Raw genomic sequence first — 18639 nt, forward strand, 5'->3', positions numbered from 1 at the left:
AACAGTCGAGTGAATACCTACTTGATTCGAGCAGAACACGATAACTTAAAAGCGAGGGAATGGCTTCATTGTCAGACACCACGCTTTCAGTGAAAAACACGACGACTACAACCGATTTTCACCCTCATAACCACGCCGCCAATATTGCTTCTACCCATAGATACTTACTATACATTCTAGTTAAACTAGTAGAGTAGTTGAGAATCAGCTAGCGGTTCTGTTTTCACTGAAAACGAGGGGTGTGGGGATCCGTCTTCCGTTAGCATATTATACTAACCAAGAGCGGACGATTTCACACCTGCTCTCGACGAATCGTCGCTATGTCGGCTGCCACTCGTCCCGATTCATCTGCTGCAATCACGAGTAGATTTGGCGCTGGTGTGCAGGGTGCTCGATCACCGACGTGAAATCCTGCATCTGCGGCACCCGGCAGTTGGACCTGATAGCCGTTCCCTGCGATCTGAAGTGAAGCGTTTGCAACTCGGTGGATCGAGACGGTGTCGAGCGGGGCTGATGTCGCGAGTTCGACGATATTCTCGTCGGTGATTCGGTCGAGGTCGACGACAAGAAGAAGGCCGTCAAATGCGAATACGCGGATGTCTGCGAGACGGGTTGGCTCGTCGTCGGCCTCTTCGACGAGTTCAGCGGCTCGGGCAGGCTTTGTGACTTGGAGAGCGAGGCCATCGCCGGACCGCTTGATCGTGTTGGGCATTGGCGGTTAGTATAGCATACTAACTCATGGATATTCGCCTTGGCAATGCGCTCTCGGCTCGACGTTGTTAGTGCCGCGAATCTTCCCGTATCTTCAGTTTTACTTCCGCTCTGGTTGGCTGACGTCTTTATCCATCGGATACGAAGCGTCGATTGCAGTCAGCGTACCCCAGTAGACGACGTGAGCTCCTGGCCCAGACCAACCCATCTTTCCACGTCGTTTGCTCGTTCCCCTTGTTACGATAAGCTAGGTAGTGTCACGAGTGGACTCTGTCCGAGGGCTTACCTGTCGTGTCCTCGAATTTGGTCGCACGTATGGGTCCAAACGAGACGTCGCCGCTCACTCCACTTGCGCAAGAAGCACTTGATGCGCTCGCGAGCACACTCCCACCCGGTGGTGAACTTACTTACGAGCAAACCTATGCTATTCTAGCTGAGAAAGAAGATCTCGAGCGGCCTGCTGCCGAAGATATCATCGAACGATTGTACAATAAGGGCCATGTTTACGAAGTCGAAGGAAAACTCCGACTCACTGATTACGGGGCTGAATAGCGAAGCCGTCATGTTTTGTCAATCATTATTCAGGAGACGATCGAACCAGCGTCACACTTGATTACGGCATCCAGATCGTCGCTTCGATCTAGTGTGGAAAACGGTCGAGATACCACTGCTTCTTATTGGGTGTCGTCAATACCGCTCCTGAACGGACGATGTTTTCGGAAGAATTGGAACTTGCCCACTTCCGTTTATTATCGCGGGCGGAATAGACACGGACAACACAATGATTCACGATGCTCGCGTCCTGCAACCACAGTTCGTCCCGGAAGAGGTCGAGCATCGCAACGCCGAGATCAACACCCTCTCGAATACACTCAAACCCATCATGGACGGTCAAAACGGCGAAACATCGCTCCTATTGGGACCGTCCGGCGCGGGGAAAACCTGTATCGCGAAGTTCACCATCGAGCGACTACGTGAGAACGTTCTCGATATCGACCGCCAGTACGTCAACTGCTGGCAGGATTACACGCGATTTCAAGTCCTCTATCGTATTCTCGAAGGCATTGGCGAAACTGTCAACATCCATCGTCGATCGACACCGAAAGACGAACTCCTCGACCGTCTTCAGCGGTACGATGGACCACAGTTCATCGTCATCCTCGACGAAGTCGACCAACTCGAAGACAAGAGCGTCTTGTATGATTTGTATCGGATGCCGACCATCTCGATGGTACTCATTACGAACCGCGAGGACGAGCTATTTTCCCATCTCGACGGTCGATTGGCCAGCCGGTTGCGGACGTGTGTTCGCGTTCCGTTCGAAAAGTACCACCTCGACGAACTCGTTTCGATCCTTCGTGCTCGTGTCCAATGGGGACTTTCGGAAGGCGCAATCGGAAACCAGGAACTCGAACTGATCGCAGACGCAGCAGCGGGTGATGCACGGGTCGCAATCGGCATTCTCAGGAACGCGGCACGTCGCGCCGACCAGAGTGGTCTGGATTACATTTCAACCGATATCGTTGATGAGGCAATCCCGGATGGCCAGCGCGAAGTTCGGCAGAAAACGATCAGTCAACTCAACGCTCATCAGCGCGCCCTCTACGACATTTTGGAAGAAGAGGGTGAACTCAATCCAGGGGAACTCTACGAGGCATATCAGGAACGCGTCGAGAATCCGAAAACAAATCGGACAGTCAGAAATCACCTCTCGAAAATGGAGCACTATCGGCTCGTCGTGGCCGATGGGAAGAATCGAGCGCGAACATACCAACTCCGCTGATTCGCGCTTTCGGAAGCGTTGGAAACGACCCAGTCTTGCCTATGGTTGTACCGAGAGACACGTCTATTCGTGATGATGAATCAGAACTCACCGACGCTTCCGACGCTCGGCAGTGGAATAACACTTCTCGAAGTGGATGACCGAACGACTGGTGCACTTCAGTCGCTCGTTCTCGACCACCTCTTGCTCGAAGATGGCTCTGCCATCTGGGTTGATGCACAGAGACACGGAGCCACACAGCCACTCGCACGAATTGCACCATCGATGCGCTTGCTCGACCGCATTCGTATCGCTCGTGCGTTCACGCCGTGGCAACATTCGAGCCTTCTGCAGGACCTCAAGTCGGCCGTCACGGCTGACACGACGCTCGTGATTCTCCCCGCGTTCGACTGGTTCTACCGCTCCGACGACTTGGGTCAGGGTGATGGAAAACGGATGCTGGCAGCGGGTCTCGAGTTCGTCACCGAACTCGCGGGTGAAACCGACAGTCCGATTCTAGTGACTCTGGATTCCGACGATTCGTTTACCGCACCGATTCGAGCGGCGGTAGACGACGTCGTTCGTTGTCGAGGGACGACGTTCGGCCCTCGATTTACCGGCGACGACTTCGAAACGCTGGTCTACTCGCTGGAGAACGGCTTGGTGCAGACGACATTCGCGTTTTGGAAACAGGTGCTCACGACGCGGCATCCATCTATCGAAGGTGCGAGTGCCACCACTCGAACGGAGGTGAGCCTCCATGGGGCGAACTAATTCGACGTATCGTGACCTCCTTCGGGCGATGGAGAATCGATGGGGGGAGTATCGACGCGGCCTTCGTCGTGCTGACCAGCAGGTGTTCGACCGGCTGTTCGAGTTTGCACGGGCACACGCGGATGCGAGCGGATTGCAGACGCCTCGGCTCGTAGAAATCCCCGCTCTCGTCTCGATTATCCTCGAACAGCAAAAGCAGATTGACGACCTCGAAGACCGTCTCGACCATCTCGAGCAGGATCTCAACGATCGGGAATGAGACGATGGTGTACAAAATCGACTCCGTTGACGGCGACGTGTTCAGGTGGTCGGTAACCGAGTCGGGGGTGGAATGTGAAGTAGATGAATCGTACACGCCGACGATCCATGTGTCCGTCCATGGTGATGGCGACTTTTCGACGGCACGTGCTGCACTTCGGGACCATCCTGCCGTTACGCGGGTTGCTGTGGTTGAGGGACGCGTGAGCTTTCGGCACGACCCCGAGCAAGTACTCCGAGTGGATGTAGTTGACCTCAAGGCGGTGAATTCAGTGGCACGAATGGTGAGCAAGTGGGGCTCTCCTGGTGAGTATCGCTGCTACAACGTTGATTTCTCGCGAGAGTTCCGCTACTGTCTCGAAGAAGGAATCGATCCGTTGCCGAAACACGAACTCTCGAAGATGCAGATTGCTGTGTCGGAGACGGAGCTTGCGAGTGAGCAAGTTACTGAACTTACGATCGACGATGAGATGGTGACTGGGAGTGGTGCGGACGTGTTAACGGCATTGTCGGCTCGTGTTGAGTCGGTTGACCCCGACGTTCTGTTCCTGAACACCAGTGACCTCATTCCCATCCTCTTCCAGCAGGCCGACCGACTCGACGTAGAGTTCCAGCTTGGACGACGACCCGGATGGCAGCAGTTGGCGGGTGAATCGACCTACGAAAGCTACGGGCAAGTCGGGCACTCCCCGGCACGCTACAATCTGCCCGGTCGGGTGATCATCGATGGCTCGAATACGTTCATGTGGAATCAGACGAATCTCGACGGCTGTCTGTATCTCGTCGAGCAGTCGGGCAAACCGCTGCAGGAGTTGGCATGGTCCTCGATTGGGAATGTTCTGACCGGGATTCAGATCCAAGAAGCTCGTGAACGGGATGTGCTTGTCCCGTGGCGTTCGTGGCGACACGAGCAGTTCAAAACGATGCGCCAGTTGCACGACGCCGACCGAGGTGGGTTCACGTTTACACCGGACGTCGGGCTGCACGAGGATGTCCACGAACTCGACTTCTCCTCGTTGTATCCGAGTATCATCGTCACGCGGAATGTGAGCCCTGAGAAGATTCGGTGTGAGTGCCATGCTGGTCGAGAAGATGTGCCGGGCATCGGGTATTCGATTTGTGATGAGCGTGGGTACCTTCCGGATGTGCTTGAGCCGTTGATCGAAGATCGTGATGCGATTAAAGCCGAGATTCGGGAGACTGAGGACGAAGAACGTCGCGACGAGTTGGAAGGCCAATCGAGTGCGATCAAGTGGATTTTGGTCTCCTGTTTCGGCTATCAGGGGTTTTCGAACGCGAAGTTCGGACGGATCGAGTGCCACGAGGCGATCAACGCGTATGCTCGGGAGATTCTGTTGGAGACGAAAGCAGTGCTCGAGGAGAACGGGTGGCGCATTGTGCATGGTATCGTCGATAGTGTGTGGGTGACGCCGATCGAAGGCGAGGAACAGACGTCGCTTTCGGAGCTTGTCTCGGAGATTTCTGAAGAAGTGGAAATTCGGCTCGAACACGAAGCGCACTACGACTGGATTGCGTTTGTGCCATTGCGTGATTCGGATGCTGGTGCCTTGACGAAGTACTTCGGGAAGGTCGCTGATGAGGACGCGTACAAGTATCGGGGCATCGAGTGTCGCCAGCGGAGTACGCCGTCGTATATCGATGAGGCGCAGAAAGCGTTGATTCGAGCGGTGGATGCGTATCGTGATCCAGAGGCGGTGTGTGGGGAACTACGGTCGTGGGTCAATCGTCTTGAGCGTGGGGTAGTCGATCCGAGTGAGTTGGTGATCACGAATCGTGTTTCGAAAAAGCGGGAGGACTACACGCAATCGACGCGGAGTGTGGCGGCACTGGAGCGGGCGGCGGATTTGGGGTTGGCGCGTGCGCCTGGTCAGAGTGTCTCGTATGTGGTGGTGGACGATTCGAAGAAATCGCGGGAGCGGGTGAAATTGGCAAGTGAGGAGGTAGACGAGTATGATGTCGAGTTTTATCGGGAGTTGTTGGTTCGTGCGACAGCGAGTGTATTGTCACCGCTTGGGTGGCGAGAATTGGATATTGAACGGGAGTTAGAGCAGTATACCGAGTCGAGTTTGACGTCGTTTAGGTAACGTTTGTATGCTGCGAGAGCGAGCCCGGATGGTGTACCAATCAACAGTACCCAGTGCCACGGCTTCATACTGACAATCGTGCACCAGCACCGGAGCGGGAGGTATCTGAGCTGCCCGAGAGTGAGTTGCCACTGCAGGTGATTGCCGCGGTTGTCCTCCCATGCAGACATATGTACTAAGCATAGCCGAATTGATATAGTGGTTCGGTGTGGCAGTTCGCACTCTACAGGCGGAGCAGGCCGAGTGCCTCGGGGCTTGACCCCGAGGCGGTTCACGTGAAACACGAGAAACCGGACACCCCCGAGAAGGTGCAAAACTGGCTGCCAGCCCCCGACGGTGGCATGCGCTTTGCGGCTCGATTCTATGGACCCCACTGGTCGCTGGTCGACGGGCCATATGACATGCCCGAAGTCGTCCTTGCGGAGGAATGACGACTCCTCACTTCATCTCCAACCAGACAGTTGGCCTGCTGCATACTTCCTATTCGGTAGCCCAGTCTTAGCTGAGTGCTGGTAGTTCGACCAGCTACTGCTGAATAGAACGCGCTTATTCACCATGTGTCGTCGGAAGTTCGACGCCACTGTCTCTGATTACTCGCCCGTGGGCTCAGATGTGGACGCTTCGTTTCCGCCCGAGTCCCCTCCGGCGCCACCACGCTGGCCGAGTTCCTGATCAACCATCAGGAGGCCGGGACCGTCGTCACCGACGTGCTTGAGTTTATCCAGAACGGCCTGTGCTGTCGCCTCCTCCTCGACCTGCTCCGCAACGAACCACTGGAGCATGTTCTCGGTCGCGTTGTCGTTCTCTTCACGGGCGAGTGCGACGAGGTCATTGATCATCCCGGTTATTTCGACCTCGTGTTCGTAGGCTGCCTCGAAGGCGTCAGACGGACTGGACCACTCCTTTGGCGGACTGTCAATAGTATCCAGAGTAACTCGTCCGTCGCGCTCGATGACGAAGTCATAAATTCGCATCGCGTGAGCACGCTCCTCGTCGGCCTGGGCCCGCATCCACGACGCGAACCCGGGCAGACCTTCATCCTCGTAGTAGGCCGCCATCGAGAGGTACAAGTACTCCGAGTAGAGTTCAGCGTTGATCTGTTCGTTCAATGCCTCCTCGAGCGAATCTTTGAGCATAACGTCTAGGTTAACGCTTGGCCATGGCATCATTGTTGGGGTCAACGAAACCAACCCCTATTCGAAGTATATGATGGATGGGTGATGGGTATGTGCAGTTCTGGAGATACTGACTACGCCCTCTGTATCCGGCACAACACCCCTGACAGCTATAGTGCGTTGCCACCTCTCGATAGACCAACCGTGCGACCATCACGTCGTTCGTCTTGGTGACGTTCTTCGCGTGTTCGAGGACGTTGAGATACTTGTCCTCAACCTGCTGACTTTCCTCAGTCTTCCTTTTGTAGTTGATCTACGAGTGCATCCATTCGGTCGACGAATACTTCTGTTCGAGTACGAAGTGCGCTCAAATCGAGATCGAGTGGTTCGTAGCCATAGTCGGCTTGCTCACATTGGTCCCACAATTTGGATGAAAATCTCCCGTCGTCTCGTGGCGCATCCCCTTCGCGTCTACTTCCCTCCTCATTCCCTCGTAGTGGAATGATGAACGGCGAGCCGACCGAGTGGAGATTCGGTCCCAGACTGGTCGATCTGAACCTGCAAAGCGTTTATGAGGGAGAAATTCGTTTCGACGGGCATGGACGAGGTAGACCTCAAGTCCCTGGTGTCGTCACTAACGCCCCAGGAGGAGAACCAGTCGATCAAGTCGTACCAGAACACGGTTTCAGTGGCATGTCCGGCATGCGACGAACCATTCGAAGACCTCGTCGTCTGCAAGCAGAACCCGACGAGCCTCAACCTCTCATTGCAACTCGACCTCTGCGTCGGCGTCGAAGACGATCGCGCATTGATCTTCACGCACAGACATTAGTCGAAGGGGACTACCACGTCACTCCGAAGCAGACGGCGATGGCGCCAAATATACGCTCTGTAACAATTGTAAACTCGTCTCCATCATCTCCATCTGCCCAACTTGTCGATTATGGCGTGATTGAGTACAACTCCTCACTGCAGGTCGTTTCGTACACAGAACAACCTCACCACGAAGCGCTGGTGCAGGCGAGATAGAACCTCGGTGACGGCGGTAATGAATCGGATGTGAACAGCTCCAACTCGGAGCACTCTACGTATCTATGTCAGCAACGGAAACCGTGCGATCAGAATCAATCGTAACGTGAAACCCGATATACTCGAAGCTCACCATCGGTGAGCCATGCTGATAGAGATCCTCGAGTGCATCGGGGTCAATCACCTCGTAGAAGGGGTCGCAGGCGCCGTCCCATTCGCTTCAGTCACCGCCGTCACCACGGCAGCAGTAATCGACTCAGTATCTGAGTGTGTCGTTCGTATCGATGGCTCTGGCTGCGATGATGACGTGTTCTCCATACGCTCTGCCCAAGCAAGGTGTACTATAGGTTTTAGATGTTACTCGGTAACATATAGCATTCTTTTTGAACGATCAACAAACTCTCCTACCAGGTGGACAGTCGGCCAACAGAAACGGAGTGCTCACTTCGATTGAACATCCATTACCGTAGCGACGACAGAACGGGCCTTGGAATCGGTTCCCCCCGGGCATCCGGTTCCGCTATGGGCTACCCGCGCGAATGCAGCGAGTAGGCGATCAGCAGAACGCCGAAGAACTGAAACAGTCGCGTGACGAGCGTGAGCGGTTGCTGGTACTGCAAACCGAGGTAGCCCTCGCGGAGTAGCAGCGAACCGACGAAGGCGATGCTGAACGCGACGGCAGTGAGGAAAAACAGGCCCATGGAGAGTGCTTGCATCGTTCGGCTGTCGTGGCGGCGATACCCACGGTAGGCCTGATAGCCAACGTAACTACCGACGAGCGTCGACCCGAGGGCGAGCGCGATGATAACCCAATCGATGACGGTGGCTACAGGTGCCATCTCAGAGGTCCTCCCACATCTTCTTGAAGCGGTCGGCGGTGTCGCTCTCCCGTTCCCCGGGAAACGATTCGTCAGTGCGCGTTACGGCCGCCTCGAAGGACCCGGTGTCCAACTCGATAGAGACCTCCGACAGCGTGGCCGTATAAACGCTGTAGTGATTGTTGCGGGTCCGAATCTTGGTCTGCTCTTCGAGGAGTCCGTGTCCCTGTAACCGTTCCACTCGGCGGTAGACCGTCGGTTTGGACATCTCACATTCGTCGGCAAGCTCTTGTGCGGACATTGGTTTGATACTCGTTGCTGCGAGGATTTCCCGGGCGTACTCGTCACTGAGGATATCGAGAAGCTCACCCAGCGCTGGATCCTCACTCACGTTTCGGTCGAATGACTGCCTGTCGGATTAATAGGTCCATGGGTTTTGAACGCGGACGGTTGCGGCGACCGATTCCGGGAGTATGACGGGGGTGTTGCAGCGATACGGCGTTACTCTGGAGGGGCTGGTACGTCAACGGTGACCGCGATGGGTAGCCTCGTGCTGTCAGAGGGCACATCACCGTACTTCCGGTGTGGCTGCACGCTATCAATTCGTTGGCACCCATCGCATTTCGATGAAGGTGCCGTTAGATAATATAAAAGTAGGGCGAGTTTCTGACCCGGAAATTCGCGCGATTTTAGGCGTGACAGCCCACCGAACGGCCGACTTCGACGATGAGGTCGATTTTGACACCGGTTCCCCGGACAGTGTAGCCGTAGCCGTTGCAGTTCCACGAGAGCGAATTGGTCGTTCCGTGGTCGATAGTCGCCGGCTGTCCGTCGATCGTCACGTCGTGTTCGTCCTCCTCGATGTCGAGGGTGTAGTTGAACTTCGCAACCGAGAGTTCGCGTCCGTCAGCGGCGTACCGGAGGCCGACCCCCTCGATGCGGCCGGTCGTTTGCGTCGCGTAGACCAGTTCGAACGCGGGCGGCACGGTCGGGTCCGGCACCGCAATCGAACTCTGCGCCTCTAAGTCGGCGCGGCTCCGGTACCACTCCGTGTTCGGAGTATCCGGCCGCCGCACCGTCGTGTTGTCGTCTATCTCGGAACGGAACGTGTCCGCCGACACCTGCGGGTCGAACGTCACGTTCGTGTACGTCGTCGTCACCGACTGACGGGTATCGTTGACGGTCCACGCCGTCTCCTTGCGCAACGGGTAGAATCGCTCGGTGTCTACCCACAACCGCTGTCGGTAGCTGTCCTCGCTCCGGTTGTCCGCGGGAGTGATGTCGAGTACGTACGCGTCTCGCCCGCCGACGGTCCCGGTCTTGACGAACTCGACGGCGTAACTACGGTTTCCGTCCATCTGGGGGGTGGCACCGGCGTGTCGCGGCAAGGCGGGTAACGGCGACACGCCGATGGATTTGGGTCGCCCCGCGTCGTCGGTCAGCCCCGCGGCTGCGACGAGCCGTTGGAGTCGAACGGCCGTTTGAGAATCGGTCGGTGGTCCCGTCAACTCGACGGTCGTCACGACGTTCTGGTCGATATCGTGGAGCCAAAGCGTCGAACCGTTCGAGACCTGCAGTTCGTACCGTCGATCCGATGCGTTTTGGAAGCGGACTCGTTTCCGGTCGGTTCCCGGGACGAGCGTGACGGTGGCGACGTTTCGAGACGTGACGGTGCCGTTAGTCCGCATCGTGACCGCCCGCGTGCCTGTGAACGCGTCGATGGAGCGGTAGCGCTCGGTCACGTTGGCGTCGACCGAAGGGTTCGCGTCGTCTATCGTACCTCCCGCGGCCCAGAGGACCGCGGAGAGCACGACGCCGAGGAGCAAGAGCGCGACGAATGTGCGTCGGTTGAATCGGAGTCGCGTGGGGCTCATACTACTACCACGCTGAGCGAGGGTTTAATTGCGTGTCGAATAACTGGCGGCGAATTACTTCCGGATGATCGGCGAGCACCGACGGTTCCCGCCGACCGTGCAAAACGAGGAAGCCACTAGCGAGGGGTGGCGCAGCGGAAAACAGTCGCTCACGGTTTCGACCGAATCGAGTCGGACGAGCCCCAATTCGTTTTGTTTTGATGAGCTAGTAATAAATGTGTTTTCAGCACGTGAGAATTGGAGAAGGTTTTACTCCACTTCGTATCATATGCCTGTGCAGTAATGAAAACACCGAACGACCAACAGACGCTCTCGCCAGATACCGTCTTCGACGTACTTCGGAACCCTCGTCGCCAGTTCGTCTTAGCGTATCTCCGACAGCAGAATCACCCGGTGACGCTCACCGAACTCGCGCGCCAGACTACCGCGTGGGAAGCAGATGTCCCGGTGTCGGAGGTCGATGAGGAGTCGATGAAACCGGTGTATACATCGCTATCACACGCCCAATTGCCGAAACTCGTGGACCACGGACTGCTCGAATACACGAGCGATGATCGACGGACCGTCGATACTACGGGTCGAATGCGGATACTCGAAGCCGATTTCGATTTTACTGCTCTCGTCGAACCGCAGCGGTACTACACCGAGTGATACCCGACAGTGTTGTTATGCGATCTGACGCGGTCGATACGGACTGGCCCACGTGGGGATATCACAGCCGAGTCGAGCCACGCGGTTTTCTATCGATGGATGGGTTGCGAACAAGGAAAAGAGAAGTGAACGATCCGTGTTCCACGGAATCGGACCCGCGATATCCTCGATGTTCTCGCCAGTTGCGATAGCTGCGACTCGATAGAGCGCATCGGCGAGCGTTTCGGGGTCCACGACGTGGGCGGCGTAGGCGTCCGCGCGGTACTCTTCCATTCGATTCGCATACCGACTCAGCGCGAGCGCGAGTGGTTCGACACCCAACCCGAGTGCATACCGAACGAGGCGGATTGGTCGCTCTTCGATGAACGCGAGGGCGCTGAACAACAGTGACCCGATGGCGGCTACGAACGGGCCGCGTCCTGCAAGAAGGACGAGCCAGAACGCGCTGAAACCGAGTATCTGGGGAGTGTACGCACGGATCGCGTCCGTGTGGATATCCGTTCCCAAATGACCGAGTTCGTGTGCGAACAACGCACTCACGCCTACTCGCCCGACGATTTGCGGGAGGAGCGGGTCGAACGCGACGACGGGTTCACCGTCGTCGTAGCCGACGACGGCACCCGGCGCGTCCATCTCCATGAGGACGATTCGAGGAACGGGACGACCCGCAGTTTCGCAGACTTCGAGTACCGCCCGCTGAACGTCTGGTAACTCGTTGGGGTCGAACGGTCTGGCGTGTTCGTGTTCGAACTCGTAGCGACCACCGGAGCGGTACGACAGAAAGGCGATGATACCGAACACGAACAGCCCGAGGCCAACGACAGGGAGGGGGGCACCTGTCCGAACGACAGCTGCAACCGCGAGGAGCGTGGCGGCCAATAGCCCGAGCGTGATTCCCCACGCACGAACGATCAGCGAAATCGTCATATAACTTCACACTCACAGGAGGAATAATAATAGAATCGATTATCGAGGAGGTGACCGACGTCCTAATCGCTCGTCTGTGTCCAGACGGCGGCTTTCGCCGGAATATCGGCGAGACACGCGTCGATATCGAGTATCCGTTTCACCTCGAAAACATAATAGAAGACCTCGGATTTCTCCACGATTTCGTCGTACTTTCTCGTGAACGTGTTCGGGATACCGTCGTGGGGTTGCTCCGCCGTGAACCACGACCGCCCGCGTTTGCCGCAGCCGCGTCGTCGAGAGCTCGTCAGATAGAGATGTCAAATGAGCCGCGGTGAAAAATCACGGTTTGACGAAGATTTTCACTTGGTCGCTACTTTCGTCGAGGAGGGATTCGAACCCCTCGTCGACGATATCATCGAGTTCGATGCGGTCGGTAACGAGCGGATCGGGGTCGAGTGTCCCGTCCGCGAGCATATCAATAACCATCCCGTATTCTTCGTTCGAGCGTGGTCCCCCCAGATATGCGAGCGTCCCGGTGAGCGTTCGTTCGCCGAGGACGACCGTATTCGGAGGCATATTCACCGTCTCTTCCCAGATGCTCACAACGGTAACGGTTCCACCCGGTCGGGTGCTTTCGAGCGCGGCGTTGAACGTCGCTTCGATGCCAGCGACTTCGAATGCTGCATCGACGCCACCGTCAGTCGATGAGAGTATTTCGCCGACGGCATCCACCTCAGTCGGGTCGATGAGATGGTCGGCTCCGGAGTCTGCCGCTCGGTCGCGGCGGGCCGCCCGAGGTTCCGAGACGAAGATGCGTCTGGCACCGGCCGCCCGTGCACACTGAATCACCGATAGGCCGATAGGACCGCTGCCGAAGACTGCGACAGTGTCGCCAGCGCTAATACCGGAACGACGAACGGCGTGGAGCCCGACACTCAACGGTTCGACGAGCGCACCGTGTTCGAGCGGAACATCCTCTCCAAGGGGGACTGCTTGCTCCGCGCTCACGACGACGTTTTCGGCGAACCCACCGCCGCCACCGGACAGACCGATGAAGCCACCAGAATCACAGAGGTGATACGTTCCCTGTCGACATTGGCGACACTCGCCACAGTAGAGAATGGGATTGATCGCCACCGCATCACCTTCACTGAGATCTTCCACGTCCGCTCCGATTTCGCTGACGACACCGCTGAATTCGTGTCCCATCGTAATGGGCGCCTTTTCACCCGAAACCGCATGCGGCTCCCCTTCAGGGATGAATATGGGTCCCGCCGCGTACTCGTGTAAATCGGAGCCACAGATGCCACACGTATCGACCGCTACGCGCACATCCGTTGCTCCGACACTCGTTTCCTCCGTCTCTTCGACGCGAATATCATGTTGTCCATGCCACCGTGCAGCTTGCATAACAGAACAGCTTCACCACGATCCATGATAGCAATTGTGGTGGTTTCACGAGAAGTCAGCGCGGGACGGATGACCGGTCGGTAATAATCACCCAGATTACCTATTGTAGCTATTGTAACTATTTCAGCTGGCGCTATCAGATGCACACTCGCGGCCCCGACTTCCTTCGTTCAACGGTTCCATCTTCGCGCCCTCACAAGCCGTCGGTGCGCGGATAGAAGGTCGGTTTCGAGCGTATCCGCCTCTCACCGGGTAGCCACGGCGGAGAATACCAACGTAACCACTGATGGTACAGACATAGTTCTCCTCCAAACCATCTAGCAAACTACTCTGATTCGGGCTGGCCGGTTCGTTCATCGGCTTCCGGAATCCGTCGTGGCAAGAACGTCGATACGATAAGCAGGAGGAGCACGAACAGTACGAGGAGAAGCAGCGCCGCCCGTTGCGCGTCGAACATCGCGGCCTCGAAGATACCTTTGACCAATCGACGTTGTGACGGGGTGAGTTGGGCCAGGAACTGCCGTTGCGTGGCTTCGGTCGCCGTCTCTGCTGCATCTTCGAGCGCGATTATCAACTCGTACCGCTGCTTCATCGAGACCGTCACGTTCCGTACGCGCAGCACGCCGTCGACGACGCTGCCGTAGAACTGTCCGAGAAAAAACGAGCCGACGACTGCCGTCCCCAGGGAAAATCCTATGGAACTGCTCACATTCAGGACGCCGGACGCCTCCGCGGAGTCCGCGGTCGGGACAGCCGACATCGTCATATTGGTGATCTGTGCCAGTATGAGTCCGACACCGGCACCATACAGCGCCACCGGGATAACCATCGTGCTGATCGTCTGATCGGGCCCCGTCTGCTCGTACAACAGCACCAGTCCAACGCCGATACAGACGATGCCGACCTGAATGAGCGTCTTTGGCGAGATGTACTTCCGCCAACCGGGAGTAAACGCCGAAAAAAGAACCGACGCGAGAGAGTACGGTAACAACGCGACCCCGGTTTCGAAGGCGGTGTATCCGAGCACGGCCTGGAGATAGACCGGGACAATAAACATGAAGCCAGCCGAGATTATCGAGCGAATGTTGTACGTGATGACACCGGACAAAAAAGAGCGGTTCGTCAGTACGTTCAGCGGAACGAGCGGTTCCCGGTCGGCGCGTTCCATCCGGCGTTCGTACTGAACGAACGCGGCGAACGCGAGCAGTCCGACCCCGAGGAACCAGATCGTCGGCGACGTGCCGAACGGGTTGAGCTGCACGTCGCCGACGAAAAACGGTCGCCTCACGAGTAGCCACCCGTACTTCCCACTGAGAAGGAATCCGGTGACGAGCGACGTTGCACCGACGATGGACAGAGCAGTCCCGCCTTTGTCCAACGATTCGCCTGTTTCTGACAGTGGGTTCGGATTCACGTACCGAACGAAGAAGAGAATAACTCCCACACCGATGAGTTGGAGCGTAAACCCCCACCGCCAACTGGCGTACGTGGTTAGTGCACCACCGATAATCGGCCCGAGAGTCGACCCGACCCCGTTCACGCCAGCCAACAGACCGAATGCCTTCGCCCGGTCGTTGTCTTCGTAACTGACCGTCAATACGGTGAACGTCAGGGGAAACAACACGGCGGCCGCGGACCCCTCGATGAACGACCAGCCGATGTAGAGGACCGTCGTATTCCAGCTAATCGACGCCACAATCGTCCCACCGGCGTAGACGAGCAGTGCGATTGTCATTACACGACGACTACTATGCCGAGACGGCAGCGTACCCGCCGGGAGAATCAGCGCCGCTATCACCAGCGAGTAGAGCGCGACCGCCCCTTGAATCGCGGTCACCGTGGTATCGAACTCGTCCACCATCGTGGGAATCGCCACGTTCATCAGGGATGCATTGATGACCACGATGAACGTCGTCAGACTCACGGCAATTGCTGGCCCCCAGTATCGTACTCTCGTCTGTACGTCAGTCGAGAGACGAGAACTTCCGTTGGAAGCAGACCCATCTGGAGGCATACAGCGAAATACCACCGTGATCCCCAAATAGCATAGACCTGAGTATCACCGAGAGTCGGAGATACTACCCGGCCCTTCGGGGCGGAGGGGTGTCAGTTCGGTTCGTCAGAACGGCCTCGCGTGCGTGGTCGCCTGCCCGTTCCGCGGACTACTCGGTCTCTTCGACGTTCCCGCAGTTCCGACAGCGTTTCATTCCACCGTGCGCGTCGCCGTAGTCGTGTCTGATGCCCGAGATGCACAGCACGTCTTGGAGGAGTCCCATACGTGGCAGATATCGCGGCGACCGGATAACGGTTTCCCGTTCTGCTCGCGGACCTGTGAGCCACTGAGTCGTCACCGCTGGAAACGCTGACTCCCCGGTCGCCAAGAGAATATCGTCGTCGGTCGTTTCCTCTACATGCCGATAGCGCGTCTCTCTCTCTTTCTGGTATCGCACACTGCCGTCTGTCATTGATGCAGACACGTTATCCGGCGCGACTACCGTGAGCACGGTACCGATTACGCGGTGCCCCCCACGACGGTGAAGCGGGATTGGTTAGTCTTCGGTCTCGTGGCCGTTCGATTTGCGTTCTTGGTCAGGATGGTCGGAGACGTACACCGTGGTGTTCGAAGGAATATCCTCGGTAATCCAGGAATTTGCGCCGATACTGACGTGATCGCCGACGGTGATGGCGCCGAGGACGTTCGACCCGGCACCGATGACGACGTGGTCGCCGATGTCGGGGTGGCGCTTGTACCCTTTCTTGAGTGCGTGGTCGGTGTCCTCCTCCTCTTCGAAGTGGAGGGCACCGAGGGTGACGTTCTGGTAGAGTCGGCACCAGTCGCCGATAGTGGCGGTCTCACCGATGACGACGCCGGTGCCGTGGTCGATGAAGAAGTAATCTCCGATCTCGGCGCCGGGATGGATGTCGATGCCCGTGTCGCTTTTCGCGGCTTCGGTGAGTTCGCGTGCGTACTCCTGCCTGCTCTCCTTGTACAGTTCGTGAGCGACACGCTGCGCGACGATGGCGTGGAATCCCGGATACGCCCGGATTACCTCGATGTAGGACTTCGCAGCAGGGTCGCCTTTATACGCGGCTTCGACGTCGTGTTTGAGGCGTTCTCTGATGGCGGGAAGTTGGTCGATGACGGCGCTGATACAGTCCCGAGGGTGATCGCTGGGAGCGTACAGTTGGCAACCTCGGGTGAGTTGCTCGCCGAGTTCAGTGAGGGTCTCTCGAACGTCATCGGGGTCGGTGTGGTCCGCGTAGGCGTTCCAGCAACTCGGGAAGAGGAGGCGATGAAGGAGGTTGAGTTCAGTGCTCGCGTGCGAGGTCTCGGGGGCGGCCCGTGGCTCGTGGACCGGAAAGGGAGGCTCGTCGGCCTCGTAGGCGGCGACTAAGCTGTGGTGAGCGTTGCCGGTGTAGCGGTACTCCATCACTCTTTTTGTAAGGAGCTAGTTGGGAAGAAGCTATGGGATAACGGAATTGCGGTCCATCCGGGAAACTCACCATCGATGGCGAGGAAGAGAGAATGCACAGTTGGTCGACAGAGCTGTCCGGCGCGTCGTGGCAAATCGTTCCTGCCGTCATCTCCGAGTTTCTGCAGAACACGGACGCCGAAAATCGAAACGAGTTATCGAATCAGTGCTCCAAATGAAGACCATCAAGATATTCACATCGATGGGAGCGTACGACAGCTATGTGAAGGGGAATATCGGCTCTGATATCCATTTCTCACGTCCCACATCGCTTCGTGAATTTCTGTAATGGTTCTCTTTTTGTCAAGTGTGAGAACGGAAGTGGTCGCGAACGACCGTCTCTGTCGGTGGGATACTGTAAGTTGATTAATACCTAATGAGCCCGTTATTGGTGGTGGATGCCAACCCAGAAATTTCGAGTGTCGATCTTTATCGTCGTGCTGATACTTCTAGCACCTGTCGCGACGAGCGGATTGATGCACGAGGATTTGACGGTCTCGAAGGACGCAAATCAACGAGCAAACGATATCCCGGTCGAGGACGTCACGTTCGTTTCCGCACAGGGAAAGGAGTTTCCGACGGGACAGGCGAGATTGGTAGCGTTCGACACGGCGACGAACAAACCGGTCTGGATACACAGCAAGTACGACCGATATATGGACGTGGATCCGCTCGGAGAGAGTCGGGTTCTCTTCGTCGCACGTGATGGGAGTATGAACAAGTCCGCGTTTTCGTTCGACGTGACGTTTTACGCCATCGAGATGAACTGGCGGACGGGGACGGTACTCAAGAAGTTCGAGATTCCACCCGGAACGCACGACATCGACTACCTCGGGGGGGATCGGTACGCCATCGCCGACCTGAGCAAGGAAAACCGCGTGTTCGTGTACGACCGCTCCGAGGACGAGGTCGTGTGGGAGTATCGGTTCCGCAAGCACTTCCCCAAGAGTGCGGGGGGCGGTCCCGGTGGATACACTCACTTGAACGACATCGATGCGGTCGACAACGGGTCCGCGTTTCTCGTCAGTCCGCGGAATTTCGACCGTGTTATGCTTATCGACCGGGAATCGAAACGCGTTCGCTGGACGCTGGGGGAGGAGGACAACTACGACATCCTCAACGAACAGCACAACCCGGTTCTCCTCTCGCAGGACCCGGTCACAGTTCTCGTCGCGGATAGCGAGAACAACCGCGTCGTCGAGTACGAAAAGACGGAGAGCGGATGGAAACAGACCTGGTCCTACGGAACGGGATTGGATTGGCCGCGGGACGCAGACCGACTTCCGAACGGAAACACGCTCATCGTCGACAGTAACAACAATCGCGCTCTCGAAGTGACGCCGGGCGGAGACGTCGTCTGGAAAGTGAAGATTCCCTTCGAACCGTACGACGTCGAACGGCCGGTGTACGGGGACGAACCGTCGGGGCCACCGATAGCCGAACTCGAGGGAAGCGATGCCGTCGATACGAAAGCAGTCGGGCAAGATGGGAATGGCCTAGTGGCCAGAATCGATGCCACGTACACGTACGTCTACACCACCGCCCAATGGGTTCTTCCGACGTGGATCGGTCCGCTAGAATTCAATCTCCTCGTCCTCGCGGTGCTCATCGTCGTACTGTGGGGTGCTGTCGAGGTGGTTCATTGGAGAGGGTGGACGTAAGCGAAGTGAGTGAATGAGTGAATGAGTGAATGGGGTCCCGACGTGACGGCAACAGAGAAACTGCTGCCGATTTCCCCGAGAAGTCCCAT

General features: G+C 57.0%; 16 protein-coding genes and 1 pseudogene. 7 read left to right on the forward strand and 10 right to left on the reverse strand.

Annotated elements, in window-relative coordinates; genetic code table 11:
- Positions 1–292 precede the first annotated feature (292 nt).
- The gene (locus tag B208_RS0121660; RefSeq protein ID WP_007981361.1) at positions 293–712 is read right to left on the reverse strand and encodes a hypothetical protein; all 420 of its coding nucleotides are present in this window, start codon (positions 710–712) and stop codon (positions 293–295) included.
- A gap of 780 nt (positions 713–1492) precedes the next feature.
- On the opposite strand from B208_RS0121660, the gene B208_RS0121670 reads away from it, so the two are divergent.
- From B208_RS0121670 to B208_RS0121685, 4 genes are all read left to right on the forward strand, one after another.
- Positions 1493–2494, forward strand: coding sequence for a Cdc6/Cdc18 family protein (locus tag B208_RS0121670; RefSeq protein WP_007981359.1), 1002 nt, complete (start codon positions 1493–1495; stop codon positions 2492–2494).
- A 75-nt stretch (positions 2495–2569) separates the two neighbouring features.
- Positions 2570–3247, forward strand: a complete 678-nt coding sequence (locus tag B208_RS0121675; RefSeq protein ID WP_232423920.1) for a hypothetical protein — start codon at positions 2570–2572, stop codon at positions 3245–3247.
- The gene (locus tag B208_RS0121680) at positions 3234–3506 is read left to right on the forward strand and encodes a hypothetical protein (protein WP_026178017.1); all 273 of its coding nucleotides are present in this window, start codon (positions 3234–3236) and stop codon (positions 3504–3506) included. The genes B208_RS0121675 and B208_RS0121680 overlap by 14 nt, the downstream gene beginning before the upstream one ends.
- A 4-nt stretch (positions 3507–3510) precedes the next feature.
- Complete coding sequence (locus B208_RS0121685) at positions 3511–5610, forward strand: type B DNA-directed DNA polymerase (protein ID WP_007981356.1); 2100 nt, start codon at positions 3511–3513, stop codon at positions 5608–5610.
- Between the two features lie 590 nt (positions 5611–6200).
- On the opposite strand, the gene B208_RS0121695 is transcribed toward B208_RS0121685, so the two are convergent.
- Entirely contained in the window at positions 6201–6746 is a 546-nt protein-coding gene (locus B208_RS0121695) for a ferritin (protein WP_139025525.1), read from the reverse strand.
- 577 nt (positions 6747–7323) lie between these two features.
- Here B208_RS0121695 and B208_RS0121700 point away from each other — a divergent pair.
- A complete protein-coding gene (locus tag B208_RS0121700) occupies positions 7324–7557 on the forward strand; it encodes a DUF7385 family protein (protein ID WP_026178018.1) in 234 nt (77 codons plus the stop codon).
- A 252-nt stretch (positions 7558–7809) separates the two neighbouring features.
- On the opposite strand, the pseudogene B208_RS25110 reads toward B208_RS0121700, so the two are convergent.
- The 4 genes and pseudogenes from B208_RS25110 to B208_RS0121715 form a co-directional block, all read right to left on the reverse strand.
- Positions 7810–7947: pseudogene (locus tag B208_RS25110) on the reverse strand (HalOD1 output domain-containing protein); the annotation flags it as partial.
- A 334-nt stretch (positions 7948–8281) separates the two neighbouring features.
- Positions 8282–8593, reverse strand: coding sequence for a DUF7521 family protein (locus B208_RS0121705; protein ID WP_007981349.1), 312 nt, complete (start codon positions 8591–8593; stop codon positions 8282–8284).
- A gap of 1 nt (position 8594) precedes the next feature.
- Positions 8595–8963: an ArsR/SmtB family transcription factor gene (locus B208_RS0121710; protein WP_007981347.1), complete on the reverse strand. Its 369-nt coding sequence runs from the start codon at positions 8961–8963 to the stop codon at positions 8595–8597.
- Between the two features lie 298 nt (positions 8964–9261).
- On the reverse strand, positions 9262–10446 hold the full coding sequence (locus B208_RS0121715; RefSeq protein WP_007981345.1) for a LolA family protein: 1185 nt from the start codon (positions 10444–10446) through the stop codon (positions 9262–9264).
- Between the two features lie 282 nt (positions 10447–10728).
- Between B208_RS0121715 and B208_RS0121720 the strand changes: the two genes are divergently transcribed.
- Entirely contained in the window at positions 10729–11097 is a 369-nt protein-coding gene (locus B208_RS0121720) for a DUF7344 domain-containing protein (protein ID WP_007981343.1), read from the forward strand.
- Between the two features lie 15 nt (positions 11098–11112).
- Here B208_RS0121720 and B208_RS0121725 read toward each other — a convergent pair whose 3' ends face one another.
- The 4 genes from B208_RS0121725 to epsC form a co-directional block, all read right to left on the reverse strand.
- Positions 11113–12024 (reverse strand): M48 family metallopeptidase, encoded by a 912-nt coding sequence (locus B208_RS0121725; RefSeq protein WP_007981341.1) that lies wholly within the window; start codon positions 12022–12024, stop codon positions 11113–11115.
- Positions 12025–12345: 321 nt separating this feature from the next.
- Entirely contained in the window at positions 12346–13416 is a 1071-nt protein-coding gene (locus B208_RS0121735; RefSeq protein ID WP_026178019.1) for a 2,3-butanediol dehydrogenase, read from the reverse strand.
- 325 nt (positions 13417–13741) lie between these two features.
- Complete coding sequence (locus B208_RS0121740) at positions 13742–15340, reverse strand: MFS transporter (RefSeq protein ID WP_007981335.1); 1599 nt, start codon at positions 15338–15340, stop codon at positions 13742–13744.
- A gap of 625 nt (positions 15341–15965) precedes the next feature.
- On the reverse strand, positions 15966–16847 hold the full coding sequence (gene epsC, locus B208_RS0121750) for a serine O-acetyltransferase EpsC (RefSeq protein WP_007981332.1): 882 nt from the start codon (positions 16845–16847) through the stop codon (positions 15966–15968).
- Positions 16848–17365: 518 nt separating this feature from the next.
- Here epsC and B208_RS0121755 point away from each other — a divergent pair.
- On the forward strand, positions 17366–18550 hold the full coding sequence (locus tag B208_RS0121755; RefSeq protein ID WP_007981327.1) for an aryl-sulfate sulfotransferase: 1185 nt from the start codon (positions 17366–17368) through the stop codon (positions 18548–18550).
- The last annotated feature ends 89 nt before the right edge of the window (positions 18551–18639 follow it).

It is taken from the genome of Haladaptatus paucihalophilus DX253 (assembly GCF_000376445.1).
GTDB lineage: Archaea > Halobacteriota > Halobacteria > Halobacteriales > Haladaptataceae > Haladaptatus > Haladaptatus paucihalophilus.

Coding starts and splice junctions, on each gene's coding strand:
- B208_RS0121660 (WP_007981361.1), bottom strand. CDS start 712: ATGCCCAACACGATCAAGCGGTCCGGCGATGGCCTCGCTCTCCAAGTC.
- B208_RS0121670 (WP_007981359.1), top strand. CDS start 1,493: ATGATTCACGATGCTCGCGTCCTGCAACCACAGTTCGTCCCGGAAGAG.
- B208_RS0121675 (WP_232423920.1), top strand. CDS start 2,570: ATGAATCAGAACTCACCGACGCTTCCGACGCTCGGCAGTGGAATAACA.
- B208_RS0121680 (WP_026178017.1), top strand. CDS start 3,234: ATGGGGCGAACTAATTCGACGTATCGTGACCTCCTTCGGGCGATGGAG.
- B208_RS0121685 (WP_007981356.1), top strand. CDS start 3,511: ATGGTGTACAAAATCGACTCCGTTGACGGCGACGTGTTCAGGTGGTCG.
- B208_RS0121695 (WP_139025525.1), bottom strand. CDS start 6,746: ATGCTCAAAGATTCGCTCGAGGAGGCATTGAACGAACAGATCAACGCT.
- B208_RS0121700 (WP_026178018.1), top strand. CDS start 7,324: ATGGACGAGGTAGACCTCAAGTCCCTGGTGTCGTCACTAACGCCCCAG.
- B208_RS0121705 (WP_007981349.1), bottom strand. CDS start 8,593: ATGGCACCTGTAGCCACCGTCATCGATTGGGTTATCATCGCGCTCGCC.
- B208_RS0121715 (WP_007981345.1), bottom strand. CDS start 10,446: ATGAGCCCCACGCGACTCCGATTCAACCGACGCACATTCGTCGCGCTC.
- B208_RS0121720 (WP_007981343.1), top strand. CDS start 10,729: ATGAAAACACCGAACGACCAACAGACGCTCTCGCCAGATACCGTCTTC.
- B208_RS0121725 (WP_007981341.1), bottom strand. CDS start 12,024: ATGACGATTTCGCTGATCGTTCGTGCGTGGGGAATCACGCTCGGGCTA.
- B208_RS0121735 (WP_026178019.1), bottom strand. CDS start 13,416: ATGCAAGCTGCACGGTGGCATGGACAACATGATATTCGCGTCGAAGAG.
- epsC (WP_007981332.1), bottom strand. CDS start 16,847: ATGGAGTACCGCTACACCGGCAACGCTCACCACAGCTTAGTCGCCGCC.
- B208_RS0121755 (WP_007981327.1), top strand. CDS start 17,366: ATGCACGAGGATTTGACGGTCTCGAAGGACGCAAATCAACGAGCAAAC.